Source organism: Rossellomorea sp. QJM3NY_18 (assembly GCF_056173145.1).
Window position 1 is genome coordinate 1,534,783 of record NZ_CM149659.1, and the last position, 16,615, is coordinate 1,551,397.

16 protein-coding genes and 1 riboswitch are annotated in these 16,615 nt (G+C 42.6%); of the genes, 8 read left to right on the forward strand and 8 right to left on the reverse strand.

Going from position 1 to position 16,615, the window contains the following annotated elements; translation table 11 throughout:
• Nucleotides 1-70: 70 nt before the first annotated feature.
• Both AC0VXY_RS07925 and AC0VXY_RS07930 read left to right on the forward strand, forming a co-directional pair.
• The gene (locus AC0VXY_RS07925) at nucleotides 71-1,216 is read left to right on the forward strand and encodes an acyl-CoA dehydrogenase family protein (protein WP_475527478.1); all 1,146 of its coding nucleotides are present in this window, start codon (nucleotides 71-73) and stop codon (nucleotides 1,214-1,216) included.
• Between the two features lie 14 nt (nucleotides 1,217-1,230).
• Nucleotides 1,231-2,385 (forward strand): thiolase family protein, encoded by a 1,155-nt coding sequence (locus AC0VXY_RS07930; RefSeq protein WP_475527479.1) that lies wholly within the window; start codon nucleotides 1,231-1,233, stop codon nucleotides 2,383-2,385.
• A gap of 42 nt (nucleotides 2,386-2,427) precedes the next feature.
• On the opposite strand, the gene AC0VXY_RS07935 is transcribed toward AC0VXY_RS07930, so the two are convergent.
• The gene (locus AC0VXY_RS07935; RefSeq protein ID WP_435991800.1) at nucleotides 2,428-3,282 is read right to left on the reverse strand and encodes a MurR/RpiR family transcriptional regulator; all 855 of its coding nucleotides are present in this window, start codon (nucleotides 3,280-3,282) and stop codon (nucleotides 2,428-2,430) included.
• Nucleotides 3,283-3,445: 163 nt separating this feature from the next.
• On the opposite strand from AC0VXY_RS07935, the gene gndA reads away from it, so the two are divergent.
• Nucleotides 3,446-4,858, forward strand: a complete 1,413-nt coding sequence (gene gndA / locus AC0VXY_RS07940) for an NADP-dependent phosphogluconate dehydrogenase (RefSeq protein ID WP_475527480.1) — start codon at nucleotides 3,446-3,448, stop codon at nucleotides 4,856-4,858.
• A 35-nt stretch (nucleotides 4,859-4,893) separates the two neighbouring features.
• On the opposite strand, the gene AC0VXY_RS07945 is transcribed toward gndA, so the two are convergent.
• Together AC0VXY_RS07945 and AC0VXY_RS07950 are read right to left on the reverse strand one after the other, a co-directional pair.
• Nucleotides 4,894-5,055: a hypothetical protein gene (locus tag AC0VXY_RS07945; RefSeq protein ID WP_200908406.1), complete on the reverse strand. Its 162-nt coding sequence runs from the start codon at nucleotides 5,053-5,055 to the stop codon at nucleotides 4,894-4,896.
• Nucleotides 5,056-5,177: 122 nt separating this feature from the next.
• The gene (locus AC0VXY_RS07950; protein WP_475527481.1) at nucleotides 5,178-5,948 is read right to left on the reverse strand and encodes a SurA N-terminal domain-containing protein; all 771 of its coding nucleotides are present in this window, start codon (nucleotides 5,946-5,948) and stop codon (nucleotides 5,178-5,180) included.
• A gap of 571 nt (nucleotides 5,949-6,519) precedes the next feature.
• A riboswitch (cobalamin riboswitch) is annotated at nucleotides 6,520-6,699 on the forward strand.
• Nucleotides 6,700-6,843: 144 nt separating this feature from the next.
• Between AC0VXY_RS07950 and AC0VXY_RS07955 the strand changes: the two genes are divergently transcribed.
• The gene (locus tag AC0VXY_RS07955; RefSeq protein WP_475527482.1) at nucleotides 6,844-9,081 is read left to right on the forward strand and encodes a ribonucleoside-diphosphate reductase subunit alpha; all 2,238 of its coding nucleotides are present in this window, start codon (nucleotides 6,844-6,846) and stop codon (nucleotides 9,079-9,081) included.
• 19 nt (nucleotides 9,082-9,100) lie between these two features.
• A complete protein-coding gene (locus AC0VXY_RS07960) occupies nucleotides 9,101-10,138 on the forward strand; it encodes a ribonucleotide-diphosphate reductase subunit beta (RefSeq protein ID WP_435991791.1) in 1,038 nt (345 codons plus the stop codon).
• 41 nt (nucleotides 10,139-10,179) lie between these two features.
• Here AC0VXY_RS07960 and AC0VXY_RS07965 read toward each other — a convergent pair whose 3' ends face one another.
• Both AC0VXY_RS07965 and AC0VXY_RS07970 read right to left on the reverse strand, forming a co-directional pair.
• On the reverse strand, nucleotides 10,180-11,646 hold the full coding sequence (locus AC0VXY_RS07965; RefSeq protein ID WP_435991789.1) for an aldehyde dehydrogenase family protein: 1,467 nt from the start codon (nucleotides 11,644-11,646) through the stop codon (nucleotides 10,180-10,182).
• A 21-nt stretch (nucleotides 11,647-11,667) separates the two neighbouring features.
• The gene (locus AC0VXY_RS07970; protein WP_435991787.1) at nucleotides 11,668-12,405 is read right to left on the reverse strand and encodes an SDR family oxidoreductase; all 738 of its coding nucleotides are present in this window, start codon (nucleotides 12,403-12,405) and stop codon (nucleotides 11,668-11,670) included.
• 210 nt (nucleotides 12,406-12,615) lie between these two features.
• Here AC0VXY_RS07970 and AC0VXY_RS07975 point away from each other — a divergent pair, with 210 nt between their 5' ends.
• The gene (locus tag AC0VXY_RS07975; RefSeq protein WP_475527839.1) at nucleotides 12,616-12,918 is read left to right on the forward strand and encodes a DUF3243 domain-containing protein; all 303 of its coding nucleotides are present in this window, start codon (nucleotides 12,616-12,618) and stop codon (nucleotides 12,916-12,918) included.
• Nucleotides 12,919-12,957: 39 nt separating this feature from the next.
• Here the strand turns inward: AC0VXY_RS07975 and AC0VXY_RS07980 are convergent, their stop codons facing one another.
• The 3 genes from AC0VXY_RS07980 to kynA all read right to left on the reverse strand — a co-directional run bounded on the left by AC0VXY_RS07980 (nucleotide 12,958) and on the right by kynA (nucleotide 14,795).
• On the reverse strand, nucleotides 12,958-13,401 hold the full coding sequence (locus AC0VXY_RS07980; protein ID WP_435991783.1) for an SACOL1771 family peroxiredoxin: 444 nt from the start codon (nucleotides 13,399-13,401) through the stop codon (nucleotides 12,958-12,960).
• Between the two features lie 104 nt (nucleotides 13,402-13,505).
• On the reverse strand, nucleotides 13,506-13,706 hold the full coding sequence (locus tag AC0VXY_RS07985) for a cold-shock protein (RefSeq protein WP_034763568.1): 201 nt from the start codon (nucleotides 13,704-13,706) through the stop codon (nucleotides 13,506-13,508).
• Between the two features lie 249 nt (nucleotides 13,707-13,955).
• The gene (gene kynA, locus AC0VXY_RS07990; protein ID WP_475527483.1) at nucleotides 13,956-14,795 is read right to left on the reverse strand and encodes a tryptophan 2,3-dioxygenase; all 840 of its coding nucleotides are present in this window, start codon (nucleotides 14,793-14,795) and stop codon (nucleotides 13,956-13,958) included.
• 206 nt (nucleotides 14,796-15,001) lie between these two features.
• Here kynA and AC0VXY_RS07995 point away from each other — a divergent pair, with 206 nt between their 5' ends.
• Both AC0VXY_RS07995 and AC0VXY_RS08000 read left to right on the forward strand, forming a co-directional pair.
• A complete protein-coding gene (locus AC0VXY_RS07995) occupies nucleotides 15,002-15,577 on the forward strand; it encodes a GNAT family N-acetyltransferase (protein WP_475527484.1) in 576 nt (191 codons plus the stop codon).
• A gap of 110 nt (nucleotides 15,578-15,687) precedes the next feature.
• On the forward strand, nucleotides 15,688-16,500 hold the full coding sequence (locus AC0VXY_RS08000; RefSeq protein WP_475527485.1) for a YihY/virulence factor BrkB family protein: 813 nt from the start codon (nucleotides 15,688-15,690) through the stop codon (nucleotides 16,498-16,500).
• The last annotated feature ends 115 nt before the right edge of the window (nucleotides 16,501-16,615 follow it).

Below are 16,615 nucleotides of genomic sequence, written 5' to 3' on the forward strand. Positions count from 1 at the left end.
AATGTAGATTCATTCATTATGAATGTAAGCGCTATCCTTTATCCGCCTATATGAAGTGAGGGAGAAACGTATGAAACATCCTTATTTAACCGAAGAACACAGTATATTTCGTCAGGCTCTGAGGAAATTTCTACAAAAGGAAGCTTATCCTTATTATGAGGAGTGGGAGCACAACAGGATAGTTCCCAGATCATTTTGGGAGAAGATGGGGAAACAGGGGTTTCTTTGCCCGGACCTTGAAGAGGAGTATGGGGGAAGCGGGGTCGATTGGGGCTTTTCTGTCATCATTAATGAAGAATTGGAAAGAGTTGGATCCGGCTTGATCGGAATAGGTCTTCATAATGATATCGTAGTCCCTTATATTTCGGAATATGGGACAAATGAACAGAAAAAGAAGTGGCTTCCTTTATGTGCGAGCGGAAAGATGATCACAGCCATTGCCATGACAGAGCCCGGTGCAGGTTCTGATTTAGCCGCCATCAAAACGACAGCCCTACCAGATGGAGATCATTATATCGTGAACGGGCAAAAGACCTTTATAACCAATGGTATACATGGTGATTTAGTGATTGTGGCTGTAAAAACGGATCTCAGCAGTAAACCGCCCTATAAAGGTGTCAGCTTGTTGGCGATTGAAAGGGATACTCCAGGGTTTTCCAGGGGGCGGAAGCTGGATAAAATCGGATTGCATTGTCAGGATACAGCGGAACTCATTTTTGAAGATTGTAAGGTACCGAAAGAGAATCTGATTGGAGAGGAAGGCAACGGCTTTCGATATTTGATGAATAAGCTGCAGCAGGAACGGCTTATCGTGGCGATTGCAGCCCAAACGGCTTCAGAAGAAATGTTTTCCCTTACGATGGAATACGTGAAGAGCCGTCAAGCATTTGGAAGACCAGTCAGTCAATTTCAGAATACCCAATTCAAGATGGCAGAAATGGCGACTGATATTGAAATGGGAAGAGCTTTTTTGGATGGGTTGATAGCCGAGCATATGCATGGAATGGATGTGGTAACAAAGGTATCCATGGCCAAGTATAAGCTGACAGAAATGGCTCGTCATATTGCCACAGATTGCATGCAGCTTCACGGTGGATATGGCTATATGGAAGAATATCCGATTGCAAGGCGATATCGGGATATACCGGTTGCAAGCATTTATGCCGGCACCAATGAAATCATGAAAGTGATCATTGCGAAGAATCTGGGGTTATAGAAAGGGAGAGTGGGATGAGAGAAGTTGTCATTGTTGAAGGGGTCCGTTCTGCGGTTGGAAGGAGAAAAGGATCGTTAATGGGGATGAGACCTGACGATTTGGCAGGTGAGATACTTAAAGGATTGGTAGAGAAGTCGGGGGTGGAACCGGATTGCATCGATGATGTCATTCTTGGATGTGTCACTCAGTCTGGAGAACAGGCAGGGGATATTGCCAGGGTGGCTGCGCTTATAGCGGGTTTTCCGATTGAAGTGCCCGGAACAACCATTGACCGCCAATGTGGATCCAGTCAGCAGGCCGTTCATTTTGCTTCACAAGCCATCCTTTCCGGGGATATGGATGTCGTCATTGCAGGAGGGGTAGAGAACATGACAAGAACGCCGATCGGATCTAATTACCAAGGGGCAGGTTTTAGTGAAAAGTTAAGGGGAAAACATGAAATCATTCATCAGGGGTTATCAGCAGAGCGAATTGCTGAAAAATATGGTTTTACCCGTGAAGAGTTAGACCGGTTCTCCTATCATAGTCATCAAAAAGCTTTAAAGGCCCAGGTTGAAGGACACTTCGATCGTGAAATTTATGGTGTGAAAGTCGAAGATGAAGACGGAAATCCGTTCTTCTTCACGAAAGATGAAGGACCTAGAAAAGAAACGTCAATCGAAATACTGGGGAAATTAAAACCTGCATTCAAAGATGGTGGCGTCATTCATGCGGGGAATGCCAGTCAAATAAGTGATGGTGCTGCAGCCCTGCTTCTTATGTCGAAAGAAAAAGCCGACGAATTGGGTTTGAAAGCACGTTTCAAGGTTCATACCCGGGTGGTGGTGGGGTCTGATCCGACCCTGATGTTAACGGGGCCCATCCCTGCAACACGAAAAGCCCTGCAAAAAGCGAGGCTGACGGTCGAGGATATTGACATATTTGAAGTGAATGAAGCGTTTGCCCCAGTGGCACTTGCATGGTTGAAGGAGATAGATGCGGATCCTTCCAAGTTAAATCCGAATGGAGGGGCAATCGCCCTCGGCCATCCATTAGGGGCCAGTGGTGCAAGGATCATGGTGAGCATGATGCATGAGCTTGAACGCACGGGAGGAAGATATGGCCTGCAAACCATGTGTGAAGGACATGGCATGGCCAATGCCACAATCATTGAAAGACTGGATGTATAATAATGAGAGGGACGGACCTTTAAAGGTCCGTCCCTCTCATTATTATATTTTTTTTATAGAAATGGCATCACGTATTTTTTGCAGGGATGTTTTGGATAGGTCTTTCCGTTTCTTCATGATGTTCACATAGAGGGCATCCACAATGCTCAGCTGACTGATTCTTGACGCAAGGGCTTCCCCGCGGTATTCAGTTTCCTGTGAGACTGTGAATAACGGAATATCGATCCTGCTGCTCAAGGGAGATTTAGCGAAATGAGTGATACCGATCGTAGTGACATGATTTTTCTTCGCAACCTCCAGCACTTCCAATAGATCTTTATTGGCCCCTGAGTGGGAAATAAACACAATCACATCTTCTTCCGTCAGTTGAGAAGCGGATATCAGCTGCATGTGGGAGTCATTATAAGCGTTAGTGGTCATTCCTGTTCTGAGAAACTTGTGATGGGCATCCATGGCAATGAAGCCTGAACCGCCGGTACCATAAAATTCGATCCTCCTAGCATCTAGCATCGCTTGAACGGCTTGCCGGAATGTTTCTTCTTTCATTATGCGCAATGAGTCTTCAAGGCTTCTCATATTCGACCTGAACACCTTTTGGGCGATGACCCCTTCAGAATCCTCTTCATGGATGGTCTCGTGGATATCCTTGATCGGTGCCACAAGATCAGAGGCGAGTGAAATCTTCATCGCCTGGTAGCCTTTGAAGCCTAATCGCTTGCAGAAGCGGAAAACGGTGGCATCTGCAATTCCGAGATCTTCTGCCACGCCACTGATGGTTGAATGGATAATTTTTTCAGGATTAGCAATAATAAAATCAGCAATCATTTTTTCTTTTTCACTGAATTGTGAGTAATGGGACCGGATTCGTGGAAAACAATGTTGAGCCTGTTCATCCATAGTGGTAGAATACCTCCTGTAAGACATCTGTGAAAATAATTTTAACCTATTTCGCAAAATAAAAAAATATTATTTCATAAAAATCCACCACGGAAATTTATTTCGTATTATAATAATAACGGTGAAGAGATCTATTTACTCGTACTTGAAAGGAATGATCGTAATGACAAAACAACAAATAGGAGTCGTCGGCGTCGGAGTGATGGGAAAGAGCCTCGCCTTAAACTTTGAAAGCAGAGGCTATTCAGTTTCTATATATGATGTGTCTGATGAAAAGGTAAAAGAAGTACTGGACGAGCATCAAGGAAAGAATTTGGTTGGAACACATGATGTAAGTGAATTTGTTCAATCGTTGGAAGTGCCGCGTAAAATTCTCATCATGGTACCTGCCGGGAATATTACGGATAAAGCGATTGATTCATTGCTTCCTCATCTGGATAAAGGAGATATCCTCATCGACGGTGGGAACACGTACTTTGAAGATACCATCCGCCGCAATAAGGCACTGGATGAGAAGGGAATCAACTTCATTGGAGCAGGAGTTTCCGGTGGAGAAGAGGGTGCATTATACGGCCCTGCGATTATGCCAAGCGGCCAGAAAGAAGCGTATGATTTAGTCGAACCTTTCCTGACAGCCATCGCTGCCAAGGTAAAAGGGGATGCATGCAGTACATATATCGGCCCGGACGGATCCGGCCATTACGTGAAAATGGTTCATAACGGAATAGAATACAGTGATATGCAGCTCATTTGTGAAGCGTATTATCTAATGAAGAATGTGCTTGGGTTAAGTGCAACGGAACTTCATGAAATTTTCAAAGAATGGAACGCAGGGGAGCTTGACAGCTATCTGATTGAAATTACAGCCGATATCTTTACGAAGGTGGATGAAGAAACAGGCAAGCCCCTTGTCGATGTCATCTTGGATACTGCCGGTCAAAAAGGGACAGGAAAATGGACGAGCATCAGTTCCCTTGAATTAGGAGTGCCGTTATCTATCATCACTGAATCTGTTTTTGCCCGTTTCATTTCAGCTATGAAGGAAGAACGTGTGAAGGCGAGCAAGATTCTGAGAGGACCTAAAAATAAAGAGTTTACAGGTAATAAACAGGAGTTCATCGAAATGATCCGAAAGGCCTTATACTTGAGTAAGATTTGTTCTTATGCACAAGGATTCGCGCAGCTTCAATCGGCGTCGGATGAATACGGTTGGGATCTTAAACCGGGTGAGATTTCCATGATCTTCAGAGGTGGGTGCATCATTCGTGCCGGATTCCTTGGAGAAATCAAGAATGCCTATGATCGTGATCCAGCTTTAACGAATCTGCTCCTTGATCCATATTTTAAGGAGATTGTAGAAAATTATCAGGATGAAGCAAGGGAAGTAGTGGCAACAGCCATCAAGTTGGGTGTTCCTGTACCGGGTCTCGCCAGTGCGTTAGCCTATTATGACAGCTATCGTTCTGAATCACTGCCTGCGAATCTCCTGCAAGCACAACGGGACTATTTCGGAGCCCATACGTATCAGCGCATTGACAAAGAAGGTACTTTCCATACAGATTGGTTATCAAAATAATAAGAGCGGCCCTGTGGAAATTCACAGGGCCGTTTTTAATCGTCTTTAGTATCGTGTTTTTTCTTTTCATCGCGCTGGTCTTTTTTTAGTTCATCGATAGGGATGGGATCAACATTTTGTTCGCTTTCATGCTGATCAAGGATACTTTCCTGATCCTGCTCGGCGTTTTCCGGATTTTGATTTGTTCTTTTGGTCATGATGTTCATCCTCCTTTAAATATCGGTTCTTATACCATACCCCCGGGACAGGAAGAAAAACCTCCTGTGGAAGATAGAAAAAAAGAAAAAGCCGCCATAAGAAGGCGGCTTTCAGACATGTGTTAGATTTTCACATCAATTTTAGCATTTTTCTTTAAATCTTCAACATGTTGAACAAGCTTTTCTTGTTTCTTCTGCTGCTCCAGCTGTGTCTTGATCTGTGGTTTTACATCTTCGAACTTCGGTGCATCCTTTGCTTGATCCTGCCCTTGTTGACTGGCATATTGATCATAAAACTTCTTCATTTCATCTTCTGTCACTTCGTCGACTTTGATTTCTTTTTCAACGTAGTTTGTGTACTTGATATTCTCAGCAATTTGAGTTTTCAGCTCATCCATGGTAAATCCGGCTTTCTTCATGGCTTCTTCGAATTGCTTTTCATCTTTGTATTGCTTTTTCACTTCTTCGAGCTGCTTATTGATTTCATCATCCGTCGCTTTATAGCCTTTTTCCTCGGCCTGTTGCATAAGAAGGGTTTGACCGACTATGCTATCGATGGTTTGATCTTTGATTTTTTTGGCAGCATCCTTATTTGTCGGGTCCTGTCCCATTTGTTGATACTGCATCTGAGATTGAGTCAACACATTGTTGAAATCTTCCCCTTTGATTTTTTCGTCGTTGACAATGGCGACGATCTTATCTTTTTCCACCTTTTGTTTATCCATTTTCTTTTGCATTTCTTCCATCTTTTTCGCTTGATCTTCTTGAGCCTTTTTGTCAGAAGCTTCTGTTTTTGGTTTATCGTCAGCTTTTTGGCTCTCCTCATTCGAACCGCAAGCGGCTAGTCCAATTGTTAATAATCCCACTAGTAAAGTCGTTAATAGTTTCTTCATAATAGACTCCTCTCAGAACTAAGGTGTGATTTATAAAAAAAATCACTTAATGGGCATTGTAAATGAAAAATGCGTAAAAAGAAAGTATTTAGGTCAAAAAGTATTGATTGTAATCTGGATGAAATACGGATGAAACGCAGTTCTTCCTTCAGTACACTGAAATATATAGGGAGTATAATTCCTCTTAAAATGATAAAGCAGGAGGAATATTACATTCATACGTTCAAAAAAAGAGGTTGTTTAAATCGAGTGTTTCTCCATTTAAACAACCTATCAAGAATATTGGGGACCAAAGAATACTGTCAAACAACCTTCTATTTGAATTATAGAGAAGGAATCCACTTACCTCAACCCACATATAAGTAAATGTGGACGGACCACTGACCGTTTGGACGCACTATTCCATCATCTTCTTTCCTTTTCAGGGAAAATAATAATTATAAGCATATTCCAGGGGGCATTTTGAGAAAATAAAAATTAATAGATTTACTTGAAAATCCATTTTGAATCATATATGATAGTTAAGGACACAACATTTGGTGTCTATTTATTTTTTAATAACTATATATTGATTATAACCTGTGAATAAGGTGTCTGATGAGACTTAAAAGGGAATCTGGTGAGAATCCGGAGCTGTCCCCGCAACTGTATGTGCTGACGAAATAAGGAACTGCCACTGTCGTATCGATGGGAAGGCCTTAGAGTAGGGTGAAGCGCGAGTCAGGAGACCTGCCTTATTTAACACGTGTTATCTTCTTCGGGAATTGGGAGGATAAAGCGAGGATTGCAATAGGCAGAAGTCTATTTATATCTCCGTATTTTTTAAAGCCCGTCCTTCTTGAAGGATGGGCTTTTTTTGACTCCTTCCCACTCTAAGAAACGGGAGGAATGTATCATGACATTCACAATGGTAAAGCAAAAAGAAGTGGAAGGGATCCTTCATAGCCTTAGCAAACAGTTTCCCAACCTGGATTTCACAGAATTCCATGAGAAAATGACGAAGTATACAAATCAGCAGGAGGAACGGACCAAAGAACAGCTCCATCATTTCATGATCCTGACAGCGATCGAACGTATCACGGCACTTGAACCGGATTGGACCTATGTGGCTGCATCCTTGTACATCAAGGGTTTATATCAAAAAGTTTCCTTATCGAGGGGGAAATCAGAAGATAATCTACCCGGCTCATTTTATCAAGTGATGAAAGATTTAACTGCGGACCAGTTATATTCCCCGGCACTACTGGATTCATATAGTAAGGAAGAAGTGGATTACTTAGGTTCCATACTGGACTTCAACAGGGATCATCTTTTTACTTACATAGGGATCGTTACACTTTCCGAGAGGTATTTGACAAAGTCCCATAATGGAAGAGTGCTGGAGCTGCCGCAAGAGCGATTTATGGTCATTAGTATGACCTTATACATGAATGAGGAAAAAGAAAAAAGAATCTCGTTGATTGAAGAAGCGTATTGGGCACTATCAAATCTGTATATGACCGTGGCAACCCCTACGTTTGCGAATGCAGGAAAAAGTCATGGCCAGCTATCCAGCTGTTTCATTGATACAGTGGAAGATGACTTAAGAAGCATTTATGACAGTAATACTGACGTTTCCACTCTTAGCAAGAATGGAGGGGGCCTTGGAATTTATTTAGGGAAGGTGCGTAGCAGAGGAAGTGATATAAAAGGCTTTAAAGGAGTGAGCTCGGGGGTTATACCCTGGATGAAACAACTGAATAATACGGCGGTATCCGTCGATCAACTGGGTCAGCGTCAAGGTGCGATCGCCGTTTATTTGGATGTATGGCACAAAGACATTTTTCCTTTTCTGGATACCCGGTTGAACAATGGAGACGAAAGGCAAAGGACCCATGATCTTTTCACGGGAGTTTCCTTACCGGACGTGTTTATGGAACAGGTGGAGAAGAGAGAGGATTGGTATTTATTCGACCCTCATGAAGTGAAGGTAGTCATGGGCTTTTCCCTGGAAGACTACTACGACGAAACAGCAGGGGCTGGTTCTTTTCGGGAGAAGTATTGGGAATGTGTCGCCAACCCAACCCTTTCACGGGAAGAGATGCCTGCCATTGAAATCTTCAAGCGGATCATGATTTCTCAGCTCGAAACGGGGACTCCGTATATGTTTTACCGTGATACCGTTAACCGTATGAATGCCAATCCCCATAAAGGGATGATCTATTGCAGTAACTTATGTACGGAAATCGCTCAGAATATGAGTGCGACTGTGATGGAGGAAGAAGTGATACAATATGGAAAAATCGTCACGTATAAGTCTCCGGGAGATTATGTCGTTTGCAATCTTGCATCCATTTCTTTAGCCAAGACCATAATGGATGATGAGCTTGAGAGAGTGGTGGCAATAGGCGTAAGATTACTGGATAATGTGATTGACTTAAACGATCTTCCCGTCCTGCAGGCCCGAATCACCAATCAACGGTACAGGGGAATCGGATTGGGAACATTCGGATGGCATCATCTCCTTGCCTTGAAGGGATTGAAGTGGGAAAGCAGGCAAGCGGTTGAGTATTGTGATTCCCTTTATGAAAAGATAGCTTATTACACGATAAAAGCAAGTCATGACCTGGCAAAAGAAAAGGGGAGCTATCCTTATTTCGACGAATCGGACTGGTCCACGGGAGAATATTTTATTAAACGGGAATATTCAAGTGAGAAATGGATTGAATTGAGGGATGGGATTATAGCCAAAGGGATACGCAATGGATATTTAATGGCGGTTGCACCCAATTCCTCAACCTCGATGATTGCAGGTTCCTCTGCCAGCATCGATCCGATATTCAGGCTAGAGTATTCTGAAGAAAAGAAAGATTACAAGATTCCTGTGACTGCTCCCGATCTGTCCCCGGAAACGACCTGGTATTACAAGACCGCTTATCATGTGGATCAACATTGGAGTGTGGAACAGAACGAAAAGAGACAGAGGCATATCGATCAAGGGATTTCATTTAATCTGTATGTACGTAATGACATCAAGGCTAAAGAATTATTAGATCTTCATCTGGATGCATGGAAGTCGGGATTGAAAACCACTTACTATGTAAGGTCTACGTCCGTATCCAATTTTGAAGAATGTGAAAGTTGTCATAGCTAGCAGGGGAGGAAGAGGTAAGATGGAAGAATTGACACAACGGGTCTTGATTGATTCACAGGCCCCAAATAAATCAACGGGTATCGTAAACGGGGAAAGCTCCAATATATTAAACTGGGATGACGTCCGCTTTCCCTGGGCCTACCCAAAATATAAAAGAATGCTCGGGAATTTCTGGACCCCTTTTGAAATCAATATGGCTAAAGATATCAAGCAGTTCCCGACTTTATCAAAGAACGAGCAGGAATCCTTTTTAAAAATCATTGGGCTCCTGGCACTGCTTGATAGCGTTCAAACCGATTATGCGGGAAAAGTGGCAGATTATCTGACGGATTCGAGTTTAAACGCGCTCATGATCATCCTGGCTCAGCAAGAAGTCGTGCATAACCATTCCTACAGCTATGTGTTATCCAGCATCGTGTCAAAAAGTGAGCAAAATGAAGTGTTTGACTTTTGGAAAAACGATCCCATTCTGTTGAAGAGGAATGAATTTATCACAAATGGCTATAAAGGGTTTGTGGAATCACCGACTGTTCAGAATCTATTAAAGTCAATCATTTATGATGTCGTCCTGGAAGGATTGTTCTTCTATTCAGGTTTTGCTTTTTTCTATCATTTAGCAAGAAACCAAAAGATGGTCGCAACCAGCACGATGATCAATTATATCAATCGTGACGAACAGCTCCATGTCGGCTTGTTCGAAAAAATATTTAAAGAAGTGTTGAATGAAAATCCCTCTTATCAGACGGAAGAGCTGCGTACTTTCGGGATGGAATCATTCCAACAGGCAGCCTACCTCGAAATAGAATGGGGGAGGGAAATCATTGGATCCAATATGGAAGGGCTTTTAATGAGTGATTTGGAGGACTATATAAAATTCATGGCCAATAAAAGAGCGAAGCAATTAGGTTTTGACGAACCATTCGACGGCTACAAAACGAATCCGCTTAAATGGATCATAGCGTATCAGGAAGTCGATAGGGGAAAGACCGATTTCTTTGAACAAAGATCAAGGCAGTATACTAAAACATCGGATGCAAATGGATTTGATGAGCTGTAATGGGGACATAAAAAAAGCGAGTCGGCATGACTCGCTTTTTGTTATCTTTTTTCAATGAAAGGACCATAATCCCTTCTCTTATGTTGAACGGCCACCCATTTCACAGTCGTGAATTCTTCTAGGGCCCATTCTCCATTAAACCGTCCCAACCCTGAATCTTTTTCTCCACCAAATGGCATATGGGGTTCGTCATTAACTGGTTCGTCATTGATATGAATCATCCCGGTTTCCACTTGATGAGCCACATTCGTCGCTCTTTCGATGGATGTAGAATGGACTGCGCCGCTTAAGCCGTATGGGTGTTCATTAGCTAGCCCTACAACTTCTTCTTCGGATTCGAAAGGAATGATGGCTGCCACAGGTCCAAAAATTTCATTCTTTGCAATCGGCATTGAATTTGTCACATGGGTCAAAACCGTTGGATATAATAAGTTCTTTTCTGCATTTCCTCCAAGGACCACTTCAGCGCCCAGTTCCTTGCTGCTTTCAATGTCTTTCAATATCCGGTCTACTTGATTTTGATCGATCAATGGACCGATATGTGTCTTTTTGTCCGAGGGATCTCCAACCTGTAATTCTTTCACCCTGGAAACGAAGGCATCCACGAACTTATCATATATCCCTCGTTGAACCATGATCCGGTTGATGCTCATGCATATTTGACCCTGGTGATAGAATTTACCGAAAAGGGCAGATTCAACAGCCTGATCGAGGTCTGCATCATCAAGTACGATAAAGACATTATTGCCACCGAGCTCCAAAGCCGTTTTCTTGAGGTTTTTCCCTGCAAGTTCCCCGATACGGCGTCCCACTTCAGTAGATCCTGTAAAGGAAATCAAGCGGGGGATGGGATGAGTCACGATGTCATCCCCGATTTCCGAACCTTTCCCTACCACTACATTAAGGAGCCCTTTCGGAAGTCCGGCTGCTTCAAATATACTTGCAAATAATAACCCGCCAGTGACAGGGGTATGTGTAGCAGGCTTGACCACAACCCCGTTTCCGGTAGCCAGGGCAGTGGCGATGGAGCGGACAGCTAAATGGAAGGGGAAATTCCATGGGCTTATGACGCCTACGACTCCAAGGGGTGCTCTGTATACCCTGTTTTCCTTGCCGGGAACCTGGGAAGGCAGGATTTTCCCTTCCATTCTATACGGATACGTAGCAGCTTCTTTCATGCTATTAATGGAGACAGTCACTTCTCCTGCAGCTTTCATGTACGTACTTCCGGACTCCTTGATGAGCCATTCTATGATTAGATCCTTATTTTCTTCAACAACAGAGACCGCTTTTTCCATAATGCTCCTCTTTGTTTGAGGCAGCTCATTTGCCCAGGACTTTTGTGCTTCCTGTGCAGATTGATATGCTCTATCAAGATCTTCTTTACTGGCAGCTTTAATGGATCCGATTTCAGTATGGTCAAAAGGATTATGATTCGGTATTGTATTTTCACTGCTTCCATCAAGCCATTCACCATTGATGAAGAGTTTGTCAAATTGTGTATTCATAAACCTTTTCCTCCTTGTTGTTTACATATCCTGCTGGGTTGGCCTTACAATAATTTCATTTACATCTACATGATCAGGCTGCATAACTGCATAAGAAATCGCTTTAGCAATATTTTCACTGTCAAGGGGTTTCATATCACGTTCCTTGAATGCGGCCAGGATATCTTCGTCTGTAATGGTATCAGTCAGTTCTGTTGCCACTGCACCAGGACAGATGATGGTCGTACGAATGTTATGCGATGCATTCATTTCCTGTCTCAAGCCTTCTGTGATTGCCCTGACGGCGTATTTGGTTCCACTGTAGACTGAACTGCCCGGCATCACTTTATGTCCGGCCACGGATGAAATGTTAATGATATGTCCTGACTTCTGATCTTCCATATAAGGAAGAACAGCGGATATCCCATAGAGTACCCCTTTAATGTTGACGTCAACCATCTGATCCCATTCTTTGATTTTGCGTTTATTTATAAGTGAAAGGGGCATGAGACCTGCATTATTGATCAATACATCAATCCGGCCGGCTTCTTCTACCGTTTTCTTCGCAAGTTGTTCCATTTCTTCGACGTTCGTCACGTCGGTAACGTGGTAAAATGCCGTTCCGCCCATTTCCTCTATTTCATTTTTTAATTCCTTTAAGCGTTCTTCCCGTCTCGCTGCAAGCATGACAGTCATATCCTTTGACGCTAATTCCTTTGCCGTAGCCTGACCGATCCCACTGCTCGCTCCCGTAATAATCGCAACCTTCTTAGAACTCATACTCATTCATCCTCCTTAAAATTCATTAACCTTATTTCCTCTCTATTGTTTACACGTTAAGTGAAGTGAATAAACAATACATAGAGAGTCGAGTGCGTTTTTCCAAATAAAAGAAAATAAATGTTTAGTAATACCTTTGCTGGGAATATACATAGTAGATTAGTGAGAGGAGAGGTTGGCTATATGGCAAATCATTCTACAGAGGAAAAGATGGAGTCGAAGGTAGACAGTACAATGGATCGTATGTCTCAGGACAAAAAAGAGGACATTCTTTCAAACTTTGATCATTTCAAAGAATACTTAGGTAACAAGGTTTCCTTAGCAGATAAGTTAGGGATGAATGAAGAGCAGCAGGCAAAGGCAGCACAGAAGGTAGGGGACTATCTTGCAGCTCATGAAGAACCGAAAAACAGGGAAGAGAAGCTGTTATATGAATTATGGAAAGCGGGAAATAAAGACGAACAGCATATGCTTTCTCACATGCTCGTGAAGCTTGTTCACGCAGAATCGTGAGCAAACAAAGAAGGGCATCCAATCGGAAGCCCTTTTTTTCTACATATGTATTTCTGGATCTACCCTCACCGTTACATTCCCCTTAAGGGCACGGGTGATCATGCATGACTGTTCAGCTTTCAGCATTAATTTCTTTGAAAGTGCAATCTCTTTCTCACTAGCAACAGATCCCAGTGACAGGATTGGCCGATGAATGATTTCTTTGTACGTGATGACTCCTTTATCTACTTCTACAATTCCTTCAGAAGTCATCGATAAATCTTTTTTCTCTATATGGCTTCTTTCCAGCATAGCAGCAAGAGTGATGATATAGCATGTAGCTGCAGCTCCAAGGAGCATTTCATCAGGGTTTGTCCCGATCCCGGGCCCATCCATTTCAGGTGGGATTGAAATTTTCGTATGAAAATTTTCCGAGCTCAAGGTACCTGTATCATTCCTGAGACCCGGCCATTCAGTCGAAATATGAAACGAGTGTTTTGCCATACATAGTATCCTCCCAGAAAACAAGTTAAGAATATTGTATACACTTTGTGAATGGATGGCAAAAAAAAAGACTCTACAGAGTAGAGTCTTCCGGTATGCATAAATTATGCTTTAGTAACGTTAGCTGCTTGGTCGCCACGGTTTCCTTGAACGATTTCAAAAGAAACTTTTTGACCTTCTTCTAAAGTTTTGAATCCTTCGCCTTGAATAGCTGAGAAGTGTACGAACACGTCGTCTCCACCTTCGCGCTCGATGAATCCGAAACCTTTTTCTGCGTTAAACCATTTAACTGTACCTTCTAACATAATGTTACCTCCTCGTGTGCTCTCCACACAATGTATTACTATTCTTGCTCATGTAACTTCAAGGCGAAAAGCTTTAAAAACTTTGTCCATCCTTCCATTCCGAACAAAAATAATTCTATTACATATATTATCAGATAATTTTATCTATGGCAACCCTGAGGATGACCTGTATATAAGAATAGGCTGAAAGAATGTGTGAATAGTACATTTATTCTATAAACGTTTAAAAGAGTATGTGTAAAAGCTGAATCAAAGGGTCGCGCGCACGTTCCAAAGCTCAGGGAAAAAGCGGTGGTCAAGCACTTTTTTTAAATACCCTACACCGCTGGAGCCACCGGTACCCATTTTGTGGCCGATAATCCTTTCTACTGTTTTCATATGGCGGAACCGCCATTGCTGGAGCCAATCCTCAATGTCAATTAATTTTTCTGCTAACTCATAAAGGTCCCAATATTGATCAGGATTTTTATAGACGGTCGTCCAGGCTTCGAGTACCGACTGGTCTTCACTGTAAGGCTTTGTATAATCACGATTCTTCACATCTTCATGAATAGGCAACCCTGCACCCGCCAAAGCAAGGATGGAAACATCATAAAGGGAAGGGGCCTCATAGGCAGCGGTAAGCTGGGCTAATAACTCGGGATCTTTTTTGTAGATTTCAAGAACATGCCTTGTTTTATACCCAAGGGAAAATTCAATCATTCTGTATTGGTACGATTGGAACCCGGAGGCTTGACCAAGGCTGTCCCTGAATTGGACATACTCTGATGGAGTGAGGGTCGATAACACGTCCCATGCATGAATGATCTGGGATTGTATCTTTGAAACCCTGGCAAGCATTTTAAATGCAGGTGACAGTTCGCCTTTTTGAATGGACGCAATGCTTGCCCGGGTTTCATGCAGGATCAATTTCATCCATAGCTCACTGACTTGATGGATGATGATGAACAGCATTTCATCGTGGTGACCGGATAAACGCTTTTGACTGCTTAGTAACGTATCAAGCCCCAGATATTCACCATACGTCATCTTGTTGATAAAGTCCGTATATACTTCTTCATTCCCCATGGAATCGTTCTTGTTAACCATAAAGTTTCTCCCTTTCTTGTGCGTGAATTCAGAGATGCAATCAATTCATTCTCCTTGATATATATTTCTGGAAAGAAACGGGGAATTCCTTCCTTCATTTTTTTCGAAGGATTTTTAACAGAGTACCAAAGTTGAAAAAAGGATTCTGTAGCCAGGGAATTATGGTAATATTAAAACACTTTAGAATTTGAGTTGAGGTGAAGGATATGGAAAGGTTTTATCTATCTTCCCATTTGTATTGTAGAAGTTTAAAGAAAGAAGATTGGAAGGATGTACATGAGTACGCATCCTTACCAGCAGTTTCCAAATATCAGAATTGGGGCCCCAATAATGAACATGACACAATAGCCTATGTGGAAGACGCCCTCCACGCAGCAAAAGTTTTTCCAAAAACCAGATATGTGCATGCACTGGTCGATGAAAGAGTGGATAAAGTGATCGGTGCTGGTGAAATCATCATTAAAAGCTTTACTCATCGTTCGGGGGAAATCGGTTATATACTGCATCCTGACTATTGGGGGCAAGGAATAGGGACCCTTGTAGGGCGAGCGCTGTTAGATAAAGGGTTCGGAAATTTAAAACTACACAGGATTTCAGCAACCTGTGATCCTAGAAACGCTTCTTCCCAACGGGTGTTAGTCAAGATCGGGATGACGCTCGAGGGCAGGATCCGTCATCATATGAAGCTGAAAGATGGGTGGAGAGACTCCCTTCTTTACGGAGTACTAGAAGATGAGTGGCATAAAGAGGCAGGTGGGTGCATGGACCATGAACTTAAATGAAATTTTGTCTTTTTGGAACACTCTTGAAGTAAGTTAAGCGGTTCATATAGGATTAAATCGTATCTTAAAGGGGAAAATATGAGTATCTTTTCCTGCTTAGGAGTTAAACCATGCTTATCATACATCATATTAAGACGGTGATCGTTCGATTTTTCAAGGAACGCTTTTTCGATCATTCAGCACAGTTGGCCTACTACTTATTATTATCTATTTTTCCATTTTTGATTTTCGTGTTTTCATTAATCAGTTATCTGCCCATATCTGAGACCAATGTGCTGCTCTTGATCAAACCTTTTGCACCTGATAAATCATACGCCATCATCCAGGATAATATTGAACGCATTCTTTATGACCAGAGAGGGGACGTATTGTCGGTTTCCATTTTCTTTACCTTCTGGCTTTCTTCGATGGCGGTCCAATCGATGGTACGTTCGTTGAATCAGGCATATAGGATTGAAAGGAAGAAACCCTTTTTAATCGCATTGTTATATGATCTCTTATTGACCGTCGGCTTCATGATCCTCATTTCGTTTTCCCTCATTGTACCGGTTGTCGAGGAGTATGTCCGTCATGCACGATTTACAGAAGGCAAAATTAACGGCGAGTGGAGTCAGGCCTGGGTGATCGGCAAGTGGGGATTGAGCTCTGTCTTTATGTTCATTCTCTTTGTCTTTCTCTATATGATCGTTCCAAGTAAAAGGATATCGCTTCTCCATGTCATTCCTGGCGCCCTTGTTGCGACATTCGGGTGGCAGGGGGTATCGTGGCTTTACGGGACTTATGTGAAATTGAATGATTACTCCCAATTTTATGGTCAGCTCGGGAGCGTCATCACGCTGGTGGTATGGTTTTATATATCTTCAACAATCCTCTTGATCGGGGGCTTGTTGAACGGTAGTGTAGCGGAGAAAACATTGAAATAGGAATCGCTCGGCTATAGTGCCGAGCGATTTCTTGTTTCTAAATGACTCTCTTCCCTCGGTCATTCGATGGAATATTCGGTAAACAGCATTTGTAGTCGTGTTGCAGTTGACGGTA

What these genes read in the sequence shown, in the direction of transcription:
- AC0VXY_RS07950 (WP_475527481.1), bottom strand. Translation starts at nt 5,948, where the DNA reads ATGAAGAAACTATTAACGACTTTACTAGTGGGATTATTAACAATTGGA.
- kynA (WP_475527483.1), bottom strand. Translation starts at nt 14,795, where the DNA reads ATGGTTAACAAGAACGATTCCATGGGGAATGAAGAAGTATATACGGAC.
- AC0VXY_RS07945 (WP_200908406.1), bottom strand. Translation starts at nt 5,055, where the DNA reads ATGACCAAAAGAACAAATCAAAATCCGGAAAACGCCGAGCAGGATCAG.
- AC0VXY_RS07935 (WP_435991800.1), bottom strand. Translation starts at nt 3,282, where the DNA reads ATGGATGAACAGGCTCAACATTGTTTTCCACGAATCCGGTCCCATTAC.
- AC0VXY_RS07985 (WP_034763568.1), bottom strand. Translation starts at nt 13,706, where the DNA reads ATGTTAGAAGGTACAGTTAAATGGTTTAACGCAGAAAAAGGTTTCGGA.
- AC0VXY_RS07975 (WP_475527839.1), top strand. Translation starts at nt 12,616, where the DNA reads ATGGAGTCGAAGGTAGACAGTACAATGGATCGTATGTCTCAGGACAAA.
- AC0VXY_RS07925 (WP_475527478.1), top strand. Translation starts at nt 71, where the DNA reads ATGAAACATCCTTATTTAACCGAAGAACACAGTATATTTCGTCAGGCT.
- AC0VXY_RS07980 (WP_435991783.1), bottom strand. Translation starts at nt 13,401, where the DNA reads ATGGCAAAACACTCGTTTCATATTTCGACTGAATGGCCGGGTCTCAGG.
- AC0VXY_RS07995 (WP_475527484.1), top strand. Translation starts at nt 15,002, where the DNA reads ATGGAAAGGTTTTATCTATCTTCCCATTTGTATTGTAGAAGTTTAAAG.
- AC0VXY_RS07970 (WP_435991787.1), bottom strand. Translation starts at nt 12,405, where the DNA reads ATGAGTTCTAAGAAGGTTGCGATTATTACGGGAGCGAGCAGTGGGATC.
- AC0VXY_RS07960 (WP_435991791.1), top strand. Translation starts at nt 9,101, where the DNA reads ATGGAAGAATTGACACAACGGGTCTTGATTGATTCACAGGCCCCAAAT.
- AC0VXY_RS07965 (WP_435991789.1), bottom strand. Translation starts at nt 11,646, where the DNA reads ATGAATACACAATTTGACAAACTCTTCATCAATGGTGAATGGCTTGAT.
- AC0VXY_RS08000 (WP_475527485.1), top strand. Translation starts at nt 15,688, where the DNA reads ATGCTTATCATACATCATATTAAGACGGTGATCGTTCGATTTTTCAAG.
- AC0VXY_RS07930 (WP_475527479.1), top strand. Translation starts at nt 1,231, where the DNA reads ATGAGAGAAGTTGTCATTGTTGAAGGGGTCCGTTCTGCGGTTGGAAGG.
- AC0VXY_RS07955 (WP_475527482.1), top strand. Translation starts at nt 6,844, where the DNA reads ATGACATTCACAATGGTAAAGCAAAAAGAAGTGGAAGGGATCCTTCAT.
- gndA (WP_475527480.1), top strand. Translation starts at nt 3,446, where the DNA reads ATGACAAAACAACAAATAGGAGTCGTCGGCGTCGGAGTGATGGGAAAG.